This is a genomic window from Nocardiopsis yanglingensis, assembly GCF_045809185.1.
GTDB classification, from domain to species: domain Bacteria; phylum Pseudomonadota; class Gammaproteobacteria; order Xanthomonadales; family Xanthomonadaceae; genus Stenotrophomonas; species Stenotrophomonas yanglingensis.
Genome location: NZ_JBJNRH010000010.1, coordinates 177,366 through 187,479 on the forward strand (window position 1 = coordinate 177,366; position 10,114 = coordinate 187,479).

Below are 10,114 nucleotides of genomic sequence, written 5' to 3' on the forward strand. Positions count from 1 at the left end.
TGGCCTTTCGGAAAGTTGAGGCGTTGCCGGCCAGCGGCCGGCACTACCGGTAGTGCCGGCCGCTGGCCGGCAACCTCCATCATTCCAGGTCCACCACCTCGAACGCCTCGCCAAACTGTTTGTGCGCGCGCCACAGCGTGGCCAGGTCCAACCCGCTGACCGGGTCGATGAAGCCCGGCGCGATGTCGGCCAGCGGCTTCAGCACGAAGGCATGCTTCAGCTCCGGGCGCGGAATGCGCAGGTGGCCGGGGCCTTCCACCACCAGGTCGCCGTAGAACACCACGTCGATGTCCAGGGTCCGGTCGGAGAAACGCGGCCCGCTGCGGTCGCGGCCGTGCGCGTCTTCCAGCGCATGCAGCCAGTCGTCCAGTTCCTGCAGCGGCAGATCGGTCTCGATCGCCACCGCATTGTTGAGGAAGGCCGGGCCATCGAAACCGACCGCGGCGGTACGGTAGGTCGGCGATACCTGCAGCGCGCCGAAGCGCTCGCGCAGGGCCGTCACCGCGGCGTGGAGGTAGCGGCGGGGCTGGACGTTGCTGCCCAGGCTCAGGAGCACGGTGGTCATGCGTTCAGGTGACGGCACTTGGGGGGGCGTGGACATGCCGTCGTCACGGCGGCCTGCCTACAATCCGGGACGCACATGATAGGGCACCGACATGACCTATTGCGTTGGAATCGAGGTGGACGAGGGCCTGGTCTTCGCTGCCGACACCCGGACCAATGCCTCGCTGGACGATGTGCGCGTGCACCGCAAGCTGCACGTGTTCGAGTACCCCGGCCAGGCAGCCTACGTACTGATGGCGGCTGGCAACCTGGCCACCACCCAGTTGCTGGTGTCGCGCCTGGGGCGCGATGCCGGCGAACGGCGCTCGCCCAATCTGCGCGACATGACCCATCTGTTCGAAGCCGCCGAGTACGTCGGCCAACTGCTGGTGGACAGCCAGGTGCACAGCAGCCACAGCGAACATGGCCATGACGGGGTCAATACCCAGGCCACGCTGATCTTCGGCGGTCAGATCGCCGGCGAGCGGCCCGGGCTGTACATGATCTATCCGCTCGGCAACGCCATCGCCGCCTCTCCGGAGACGCCCTACCTGCAGATCGGTGAGTCCAAGTACGGCAAGCCGATCCTCGACCGCATCCTCAGCCCGGCCACGCGCCTGGAGGATGCCGCGCGCACGGCGATCGTCTCGCTGGACTCCACCATCCGTTCCAACCTGTCGGTGGGCCTGCCGATCGATCTGGCGCTGCTGCGCGACGGCGAATTGCGCATTGGCCAGCAACTGCGGCTGGGCGCGGATTCGGCGTTGTATGCCGATATTCACCAGAACTGGTCGCGGCGGCTGGAACAGGCGGTGGATGCCCTGCCGCGCTTCCCGTGGGAAACCCTGGACCGGTAGTGGGGGGGGGGGGGGGGGGCGCGCCCCCCCCCCCCCCCCCCCCCGCCGGCCCCCCCCCCCCCCCCCGCCCCCCCCCCACCTACCGCGGCATCAGCCCAGCGCTTCGGCCACCGCGCGGAACACCTGCTGCATCTGCAGCGGCTTGCGCAGCACGTGCACTTCCACGCCGGCGGGGAATGCATCGGCTGCTACCTCCACCGTTGCGTCTTCCAACACCAGCGCCGGGCCGCGATAGCCCAGTGCTGCCATCTCGCCCAGCAACTGGCTGGCCGGCAGCAGCTTGGAGCCGGCGTCGGCGATCACCAGTGCCGGCAACGCCTCCTGCTGCATCCAGCGCAGTGCGGCCGGGCCGTCGGACGCCAGCTGCAGCTGGTAACCCTGGCTGGACAGCGCATTGCCAAGCAGCGACAGGCGCGTGGCCTCACCATCGACCACCAGGATCGACTGGCCGCTGCCCAGTGCCACCAGCTGTTCGATCGGCTCACTGCCATCGATGACGTCGTGCATTGGCAAACGCAGCTCGAAGCAGGTGCCCTGCCCCGGCTGGCTGCTGACGTGGATGCTGCCGCCGGCGCCTTCAACAATTCGCTTGCAGGAGATCAGGCCCAGGCCGGTGCCGTCGGCCTTGGTGGTGAAGAACGGATTGAACAGATGCGATAGCGTGTCCGCATCCATACCGATCCCTTCGTCGGCGACCCGGATGTGCATCCAGTCCACGCCATCGCGCTGACCGGCGTGGCTGGCAGTGAGGCTCAGGCGGCCCCCGTTCGGCATCGCCTGGATCGCGTTGAGCGCCAGGTTCAACATCACCTGCTGCAGTTCGGTGTAGTTGGCGTCGACCACCAGGCCCTCGTCCTGCACCTGCAGCTCCAGCCGCACCGCATCGGGCACGTTGCTGCGCAACAGCAGCGCCACTGCATCGAACAGGCCATTGATCTCGATGCGCTCGCTCGGCTTGCGCGAGCCGCGCACGAACGACAGCATCGATTCGGCCATCTCATGGCCGCGGCGGCCGCACTCGGCGATGACATCGGCCAGATGGTGCAGCTGCGGATCTTCGGTACGCGCCTTCAGCAGGTCCGGCATGATCAGCAGCGGCTGCAGGATGTTGCGCAGGTCGTGGCTGAGGCCGGCGGCAAGCAACGACAGGCTTTCCAGGCGCTGCGCACGCATCAGTTCGGTTTCCACCCGTGCGCGCTCTATGGCGCTTCGTGCATCGCGGATCGCACGCGCCACCGCCGACGGCAGGCGCGCCGGCAGGTGCTTGATGATGTAGTCATTGGCGCCCTTCTGCAGCGCCGCCACCGCGTTCTCCTCACCCATGGTGCCGGAGACGAAGATGAAGGGCACTTCCGGTGAGGTCTCGCGCACGATGCGCAGCGCGTCGTCACCGGAGAACCCCGGCATGCTCAGATCGGACAGCACGATGTCCGGCTGGAAAGCGACCAGCGCCTGGCGCAGTTCGGCCTCGCTTTCGACGCGCTCGAAACGGGCCTCCAGGCCCGCATCGAGCATCTGTTCGGACATCAGCTCGGCATCTTCCGGTGAGTCCTCCACCAGCAGGATGCGCAGCGCCCCCAGGGCGGGACCGGTCAGGGGCATGGGCTCACTCGAGTTCCGGTGCCTGGTTGATCAACGCCCAGAACTTGCCCAGGGTCTGCACCGCGCCGAAGAACTGGTCTACGTCCACCGGCTTGACCACGTAGGCATTGACACCCATGTCCCAGCTGCGGGCCAGGTCGCTTTCCTCACGCGAGGACGACAGGATCACCACCGGCAGGCGCTTGAGCTCTTCGTGCTCGCGGATCTGCCGCAGCACTTCCAGGCCATCCATGCGCGGCATCTTGATGTCCAGCAGCAGCACCGCCGGCAGGCCTTCCTCGCGGTTGGCGAAGGCACCACGACGCAACAGGTAATCCATCACTTCCACGCCGTCTTCGACGTGCACGATGGGATTGGCCAGACGCGCCTCTTCTAGGGCGTCGATCGCCATTTCGGCATCAGCCGGGCTGTCTTCGGCGAGAAGAATGGTGCGCAGAGTGGTCATGCAGAAGGCCCTTGTTTGTCCGCATCGATCGCGGGAGGCAGGTAGAAGTGGAAGGTGGCGCCGACGTCCGGTTCGGCCTCGGCCCAGATACGGCCGCCATGACGGGTAAGCACGCGGCGCACGCTGGCAAGGCCGATGCCGGTACCCGGGTAGTCGCTGGCCTTGTGCAGGCGCTGGAAGACTCCAAACAGCTTGCCGGCGTAGGCCATGTCAAAGCCTGCACCATTGTCGCTGACCGTGAACTGATGACCGCCGTCAGGCTGCGGATGGTAGTCCACGCGGATCTTCGCCGGTTCGCGGTTGCCCGAGTATTTCACCGCGTTGCCGAGCAGGTTCAGCCAGACCTGGCGGATCATGTTCTCGTCACCCACCACGATCGGCAGCGGCGCGATGCTCCACTCCACCTGGTGCGCGTGGCCAGTGCTTTCGGCCTCGGCCTGGAGGTTGGAATCGAGCATGGCACGGGTATCGGCCACCAGCGACTGCATGTCCACCGCCTGCTGGCGCATCGCCACGCGACCCAGCCGCGAGTAGACCAGCAGGTCGTCGATCAGGGCTGCCATGCGCCGCGCCGAACTGGAGATCACTTCCAGGTAGTGGCGGCTCTTGTCGTCGGCGGCGTCGCCGAGGTGGCGCGACAGCTTGTCGGAGAAACCGGCGACGTGACGCAGCGGTGCGCGCAGGTCGTGCGAGACCGAGTAGCTGAAGGCCTCCAGCTCGCGGTTCACCTCGGACACCTGCGCGACCTTGCCTTCCAGCTGGCGGTTCAGTTCCTCCACGCGCAGCTGGACCGCACGTTGCATGGTGACGTCGCTGACGGTCAGCAGCACCACTTCGTCGTCGGTGTCGGGCAGCGGCATGCGCCGCGCGTTGAGCAGCATGTAGCGCGCCATGCCATCGGCGGTGCGCTGCTCGTGCTCGAAATCCCACAGTTCGCGACCGCGCGACAGCACGTCGGACAAGCGCTGGCGCACCACCGCGTCCTTCCATGCACCATCACCGACGGATTCCAGCAGCAGGCCATCGGCACGTTCGTCCTGCAATCCATACAGCTCGGCGAAGGCCGGATTGTGCAACTGGACGCGCAGGTCACGATCAAGCAGCACGATCGGTTCGCGCACGGTCTGCAGCACCGAGGCCGCGCGCGCGGCCGAGCGCAGCGATTGTCGTTCGGCGTGCAGGCGACGGCCGATCTGCCGCTGCAGCAGCCACAACACCAGGCCGAGCAGCGCCAGCTGGACCACCAGCGACGTCCACGACACCAGCTCGGTCTGCTTGCGCTGCCGCGCAGCCTGCTCGGCCCGCAGCGTCAGCAGCTTCTGCTCGCTGGCCTGCAGTTCTTCTACCAGGCCACGGATCGGATAGCGCGTGCTCAGATCCTGCACCAGCTCGCGCTGATCACTGTTGGGCTCGGACTTTGCCAGTTCGCGGGCAAGCGCCATACGGCCTTCCAGCATCGACTCGATACGGCCGATGCGGATCAGCTGGTCAGGATTGTCGCGGGTCATCCGGCCCAGTTCTGCCAGGCGTCCGGGAATGTCGTTGGCCTTGGCCATGCGCTCGCGCAGTCCCGGCGCATCCACCCCCTTGGACAGCGTCAGCGCCGCCGACTCGACATCGCGTACGTCGGCCTGCAGCTGTTGCAGGGCCACGCCGACGGCCTGGGTATGGTTGACCCAGGCCATCGCTTGTTCGTTGTCCTGCTGCAGTTTGCGCAGGGTCAACCACGGCACCACGATGATCGCGGCAGCGGCCAGCGCCAGGGCCGGCAACCGCCAACGGTCCCAGATGTCGTCACTGAAAACCAGCGCCATAGTTCCTCGTCAGCACGGCCGCGGAGCGTCGTCCGGGACGAGCCCGGCTGCGGCGGAACCGGCAATATAGCGCAGGCGGTCACAAGTCTGGGGTTTCCAGACGGGTTGGCTGAACGGGTTACAGAAACCCCACTGTAGAGGGCGCCCCATGCCGGGGCGCCCGCCGGGGTCAGCGCTTGGCAGCAGCGCTGACCTTCAATGCAGCGGCATCGACGCGGGTCACGCCCTTGATGCCCTTGGCTGTGGTGACCGCCTTGTCCTTCTCGGCCTGGGTGGCCACGGCACCGCTCAGGCTGACTACGCCATTCACGGTTTCCACCTTGATTTCAGTGCCCGGAACGTTGCTGCTGGCCAGCAGATCGGCCTTCACCTTGGTGGTGATCCAGGTATCGGTTACCGGCTCGTTGGAGTCGTGGCGATCGGCATGGGTCGCCGGATGGGTGCTGGTCGGCGGGCTCTTCGCGGCCGGGTCCTTGGCGAATGCGGCCGAGGAGGACAGCGCCAGGCCCAGCGTCAGGGCGGAAGCAATCAGCGTGCGGGTGGTATTGCTCATCGTGTCGTACTCCTTCGGGATGTGCTGCCAGTCTGGACAAGCCGCCGTAGAGCAGGCGTGGCGTTGCGGTCATGCCGCCGTGAATCGAACCCTTTCCAACGGCAACGGTTCAGTTTTGGAGTGCCAGCACCCGTCGTTTACCCTGCCCTTCCCACTGCCGGAGCCCTGCCATGCGCCCCGACCTGCAATTGGCCCTGATCGGCTACGGCCTCGCCGGCCGCGTCTTCCATGCGCCGCTGATCCAGCACACGCCCGGCCTGGTGCTGCACAGCATCGTCAGTTCGCAACGCGACAGCCTGCTGCGCGCGTTCAGCGACGTGCACGTGCGTACCACGCCGCAGGAGGTGTTCGACGATCCAGCAGTGGATGCGGTGGTGATCGCCACACCGAACGAACAGCATGCGCCGCTGGCAGTCGCCGCACTGGCCGCTGGCAAACACGTGCTGGTCGACAAGCCGTTCGCGTTGGATGTGGCTGAAGCGGAAACGGTGCTGGCGGCCGCGCGCGACGCCGGACGCATCGCTACGGTATTCCAGAACCGGCGCTTCGATGCGGATTTCCTCACCCTGCAGGCACTGCTGGCCGAAGGCACGCTCGGCGACGTGGCCGAATGCCACGCACACTTCGACCGTTACCGGCCACAGGTGCGTGAGCGCTGGCGTGAGCAGGACGGCCCGGGCAGTGGCCTGTGGTACGACCTCGGCCCGCACCTGCTGGACCAGATGCTGGTGCTGTTCGGCTGGCCCGAGGCGATCGATGCCGATCTGGCCGTGCAGCGCGAAGGCGGCAGCGGCATCGATTACTTCCACGCGGTACTGCACTACCCGCGGCATCGCGCAATCATCCATTCCGGTTCGCTGGTCGCAGCGCAGACGCCACGCTTCAGCGTGCATGGCAGCAAGGCCAGCTGGATCAAGCACGGCCTGGACGTGCAGGAAGCGCAGCTGCGCCGCGGTGTGGCTCCCGGTGCGCCGGGCTGGGGCATTGATCCGCGGCATGGCGAGCTGTTGCGCTGCGACGCCGAGGACAACGTGCAGCGCACGACGGTCGACAACCTGCCGGGCGACTACCGGCGGCTGTATGCACGGTTCGCGGCGGCGATGCACGGCGATGGCGAGGCGACGGTCAGTGCGGCGCAGGCGCTGCAGCTGATGCGGTTGCTGCAGGCCGGCATGGACAGCGCGCGCGAAGGACGGCGAATCGCGTTGGACTGACCAGTAGATCCACGCCATGCGTGGATGATGTGGCAACGATCGGAGAAGGCTTTTGTAGAGTCGAGCCATGCTCGACTGGCTGCATGGGGTCAGAGCCCTTTCCTGCGGAAAGGGATCCGACCCCACCGCAGTGCTTACGACTTCTTGATGGCGTGGCCGCCGAATTCATTGCGCATCGCCGACAGCAGGCGGTCGGTGAACGAATTCGACTCACGCGAACGCAGGCGTTCCAGCAGCGACAGCGTGATCACCGGCGCCGGCACGTCCAGCGCGATGGCTTCGGCGACGGTCCAGCGGCCTTCGCCGGAGTCCTCCACGTACGGCGCGATGCCATCCAGCGACGGATTGCGCTTGAGGGCTTCGGTGCTCAGGTCCAGCAGCCACGAACGCACCACGCTGCCGTGGCGCCAGACTTCGGCAACCTGGGCCAGGTCCAGTTCCATCTCCTGCTTGCGCTCCATCAGCGCGAAGCCTTCGGCGTAGGCCTGCATCATTCCGTACTCGATGCCGTTGTGGACCATCTTGGTGAAATGGCCGGCGCCGGACGGACCTACACGTGCCCAGCCGCGATCCTCGGCCGGGGCCAGCGTGCGCAGCAGCGGTGCGATCTGCTCCACCACCGAGGCTTCGCCACCGACCATCAGGCTGTAGCCTTCCTGCAGGCCCCACACGCCACCGCTGGTGCCGCAGTCAACGTAGCCCAGGTCATCCTCGGCCAGTGCTTTCGCACGACGGATCGAGTCCTGGTAGTTGGAGTTGCCGCCGTCGATGACGATGTCACCCTCGGCCAGGTGCGGGGTCAGCTGGCCCAGCGTCTGGTCGACGGTTTCGCCGGCCGGCACCATCAGCCACACCACGCGCGGTACCGGCAGCGCAGCCACGGCAGCGGCCAGCGAATCAACCACTTCCAGGCCGGCCTCGGCGGCGCGCTGGCGGGCGCCCTCGCCCGGGTCGTAGCCAACCACGCGGTGGCCGCCGCGGTGCAGGCGCTGGGCCATGTTGGCGCCCATGCGGCCGAGGCCGATCATTGCAATATCCATTGTTTCACCTTCAGTTGGGGTCTAGGGTCAGGCTGCCTGGCCTGCCGGTAGCCGCGCAGTGGCGCAGCTGCGCCTCGCGCCAACGCCGGTAGAGCGTGGTATGCAGATTGTGCACCGCCAGGTCGATCGAAAACGGCGTTCGCGGGTTGCGATCAAGCAGGCGGGCGATGTGGTAGCCGATGGGACGTATACCGCGCGGGTGCACATAGATCACGAACTGCTGGTAGAACGGATCGTCCAGCAGCTGGTCCATGCGTGCCAGCGTGGCGTGGTAGCGCGGTTCCAGCCGTGCACGAAGGTCCGCATCGCGCTCGAACAGCAGGCGCTCGAAGTAGCGCTGGCCGATGCGCGGAATGTCCTGCGCGAGTTTCCATAGTTCGACATTGCGCTGGTCGTACCAGGCCAGCCCACCGTGCATCGCCAATGCCTGCGCGGCGCCCTCGCCCACATCGACCACCACGAAGTTCTCGGCCTGGTTGCTCAGGTCGTCCAGCATGCCCTTGTCGTACACATGTTCGATGAAACCAGGCACGCCGACGAACGCCTGCCGCCCCATCGCCGAAGTGCGCACCGCCTTGCCATCGGCGAAGAAGTCGCCGGCATGTGCGCCGAGCAGGATGCTGTCGGTATCGTGCAGGGCGAGGAAGGTGCCGATCGACAGTTCATCCGCAGCGAACTCCGTATCGAACGCGGCATCACCATACAGCTCTCGTTGCGTGGCCAGCTGCGCGACCTGACGGCCGACCCCGCATTCGGCACGCACGGCACCGCTGTAGAACGCCTGCAGCGCCTGACTGTTGCCTGCGCTGGGCACGAAGCCACGACCGAAACTGCGCGTGCGCTGCCAGCCCTGCGCGAGCGGCCCCTGCAGACCGAAGCCGATCCAACCCAGCTGCGGGCCGGAGAAGCGGAAGGTGGGGTTGGCCTGCAATGCCGAGGCTGCACGTTGCGTGGCTGCGCCCAACCGGAAGGCATAGGCACAGACCGTCGCAGAGTCATCCAGCAGCTCCTGCAGCACCGCCTGACGGGCCGCCAAGGGCATTCCGGCCGGCCACTGCACGCGCAGATCGCCCGCCGCCTGTGCTTCAGCCAGCGACGCGCGCGTGCATACCGGACCTCCGTGCACCAAGGGCGCACTGACCATGGCCTCGTCGAAGCGCCATCCCAGCCGCTGCAGCAGGCCTTGCCTGCAGTCAGGCGCCATGGCCGCGCTGCCCAGCGCAGGCGCCAGCAGCAGAGCCACGCCGATCAAACTGGCGCGCACCCTCAACCCTGGTCCGTGCTGGCCGGTGCAGGTTCCGGTGCAGGTTCCGGTGGTGCGGCCGGAGGTGGTGCCGGCGTGCCTGCAGCCGCCGGCAGGTACTGCTGCAGGCGCTGGAAGAAGCGCTGATAGAACCCGGCATCGGTGACCGTGCTGCTGGCCACTTTCACCAGCGAGTCGTCATTGCTGCCGAACGGCAGCGACACCGAGCCCAGCGCACCAACGCCGACACTGGCTGACGTGGGGCTCTTCTTCAGCGCATAGCGGTCCTGCACCGCGCTGACGAATACCAGCGTCTGGCTGCCACGCGGCGCGCAGGAAATGCGCAGCACCAGCTGCTCATGATCATCCTCGCGTGGCTGGAAGTTCTTGCTGCCTTCCACCTGCGCTTCGTCGGAGCGGGCGATGGCGTAGCCCTGGCTGAGCAGGGTGCGCCGCGCCGCTTCACAGGCGTCGCCCGGGCGACCGTCGACCGTGCGCGAGTAGGTATCACCGGAATCGAAGGATTCGCGCAGCAACGTGCTGTCGGCGGCGCGACCACCACAGGCCGACAGAATCAGGGCGCTGCCAAGCGCCACAACAGCACTGGAAAGACGGGAGGCCCGCATGGGTACTCCTGCGAGGACAGTACCGCCAAGGGTAGTCCCGCCGCCGTGTGCGGCAGGTCGAAAGTACGCCCGCCAGCCCCCGTCGTTGTGGCCTGTTCATGCACCGGTAGCGCCGGGCCATGCCCGGCGGGGGCCACGGGGGCACACAGCAACCCACGGGGGGGGCGCCCCGCCCCG

The 10,114-nt window shown here is 67.1% G+C and carries 10 protein-coding genes; 2 read left to right on the top strand and 8 right to left on the bottom strand.

Annotated elements, in window-relative coordinates; all coding sequences use genetic code 11:
• Nucleotides 1–79: 79 nt before the first annotated feature.
• Nucleotides 80–565 carry a 2-amino-4-hydroxy-6-hydroxymethyldihydropteridine diphosphokinase gene (folK, locus tag ACJ7C5_RS14635; RefSeq protein ID WP_412704303.1) on the bottom strand — a complete coding sequence of 162 codons (486 nt, stop codon included), beginning with the start codon at nucleotides 563–565 and terminating at the stop codon, nucleotides 80–82.
• Between the two features lie 91 nt (nucleotides 566–656).
• Here folK and ACJ7C5_RS14640 point away from each other — a divergent pair, with 91 nt between their 5' ends.
• On the top strand, nucleotides 657–1,400 hold the full coding sequence (locus ACJ7C5_RS14640; protein ID WP_094002372.1) for a proteasome-type protease: 744 nt from the start codon (nucleotides 657–659) through the stop codon (nucleotides 1,398–1,400).
• A gap of 90 nt (nucleotides 1,401–1,490) precedes the next feature.
• Here ACJ7C5_RS14640 and ACJ7C5_RS14645 read toward each other — a convergent pair whose 3' ends face one another.
• The 4 genes from ACJ7C5_RS14645 to ACJ7C5_RS14660 form a co-directional block, all read right to left on the bottom strand.
• Nucleotides 1,491–3,002 carry an ATP-binding protein gene (locus tag ACJ7C5_RS14645; protein ID WP_094002373.1) on the bottom strand — a complete coding sequence of 504 codons (1,512 nt, stop codon included), beginning with the start codon at nucleotides 3,000–3,002 and terminating at the stop codon, nucleotides 1,491–1,493.
• A gap of 4 nt (nucleotides 3,003–3,006) precedes the next feature.
• Nucleotides 3,007–3,447 carry a response regulator gene (locus ACJ7C5_RS14650; RefSeq protein ID WP_005411057.1) on the bottom strand — a complete coding sequence of 147 codons (441 nt, stop codon included), beginning with the start codon at nucleotides 3,445–3,447 and terminating at the stop codon, nucleotides 3,007–3,009.
• Nucleotides 3,444–5,261 carry a sensor histidine kinase gene (locus ACJ7C5_RS14655; RefSeq protein WP_094002374.1) on the bottom strand — a complete coding sequence of 606 codons (1,818 nt, stop codon included), beginning with the start codon at nucleotides 5,259–5,261 and terminating at the stop codon, nucleotides 3,444–3,446. The genes ACJ7C5_RS14650 and ACJ7C5_RS14655 overlap by 4 nt, the downstream gene beginning before the upstream one ends.
• 169 nt (nucleotides 5,262–5,430) lie before the next feature.
• Nucleotides 5,431–5,814 carry a BON domain-containing protein gene (locus tag ACJ7C5_RS14660; protein WP_006470382.1) on the bottom strand — a complete coding sequence of 128 codons (384 nt, stop codon included), beginning with the start codon at nucleotides 5,812–5,814 and terminating at the stop codon, nucleotides 5,431–5,433.
• A 170-nt stretch (nucleotides 5,815–5,984) separates the two neighbouring features.
• On the opposite strand from ACJ7C5_RS14660, the gene ACJ7C5_RS14665 reads away from it, so the two are divergent.
• Entirely contained in the window at nucleotides 5,985–7,028 is a 1,044-nt protein-coding gene (locus ACJ7C5_RS14665) for an oxidoreductase (protein WP_412704304.1), read from the top strand.
• Nucleotides 7,029–7,162: 134 nt separating this feature from the next.
• Here the strand turns inward: ACJ7C5_RS14665 and gnd are convergent, their stop codons facing one another.
• The 3 genes from gnd to ACJ7C5_RS14680 are packed head-to-tail and all read right to left on the bottom strand — an operon-like array spanning nucleotide 7,163 to nucleotide 9,937.
• Nucleotides 7,163–8,068: a phosphogluconate dehydrogenase (NAD(+)-dependent, decarboxylating) gene (gene gnd, locus ACJ7C5_RS14670; RefSeq protein WP_006470430.1), complete on the bottom strand. Its 906-nt coding sequence runs from the start codon at nucleotides 8,066–8,068 to the stop codon at nucleotides 7,163–7,165.
• Between the two features lie 10 nt (nucleotides 8,069–8,078).
• A complete protein-coding gene (locus ACJ7C5_RS14675) occupies nucleotides 8,079–9,332 on the bottom strand; it encodes a hypothetical protein (RefSeq protein WP_412704305.1) in 1,254 nt (417 codons plus the stop codon).
• A 2-nt stretch (nucleotides 9,333–9,334) separates the two neighbouring features.
• Nucleotides 9,335–9,937, bottom strand: a complete 603-nt coding sequence (locus ACJ7C5_RS14680) for a DUF2242 domain-containing protein (protein WP_412704306.1) — start codon at nucleotides 9,935–9,937, stop codon at nucleotides 9,335–9,337.
• Nucleotides 9,938–10,114 lie beyond the last annotated feature (177 nt).

What these genes read in the sequence shown, in the direction of transcription:
- ACJ7C5_RS14655 (WP_094002374.1), bottom strand. Translation starts at nt 5,261, where the DNA reads ATGGCGCTGGTTTTCAGTGACGACATCTGGGACCGTTGGCGGTTGCCG.
- ACJ7C5_RS14680 (WP_412704306.1), bottom strand. Translation starts at nt 9,937, where the DNA reads ATGCGGGCCTCCCGTCTTTCCAGTGCTGTTGTGGCGCTTGGCAGCGCC.
- ACJ7C5_RS14640 (WP_094002372.1), top strand. Translation starts at nt 657, where the DNA reads ATGACCTATTGCGTTGGAATCGAGGTGGACGAGGGCCTGGTCTTCGCT.
- ACJ7C5_RS14645 (WP_094002373.1), bottom strand. Translation starts at nt 3,002, where the DNA reads ATGCCCCTGACCGGTCCCGCCCTGGGGGCGCTGCGCATCCTGCTGGTG.
- ACJ7C5_RS14665 (WP_412704304.1), top strand. Translation starts at nt 5,985, where the DNA reads ATGCGCCCCGACCTGCAATTGGCCCTGATCGGCTACGGCCTCGCCGGC.
- ACJ7C5_RS14650 (WP_005411057.1), bottom strand. Translation starts at nt 3,447, where the DNA reads ATGACCACTCTGCGCACCATTCTTCTCGCCGAAGACAGCCCGGCTGAT.
- ACJ7C5_RS14660 (WP_006470382.1), bottom strand. Translation starts at nt 5,814, where the DNA reads ATGAGCAATACCACCCGCACGCTGATTGCTTCCGCCCTGACGCTGGGC.
- folK (WP_412704303.1), bottom strand. Translation starts at nt 565, where the DNA reads ATGACCACCGTGCTCCTGAGCCTGGGCAGCAACGTCCAGCCCCGCCGC.
- gnd (WP_006470430.1), bottom strand. Translation starts at nt 8,068, where the DNA reads ATGGATATTGCAATGATCGGCCTCGGCCGCATGGGCGCCAACATGGCC.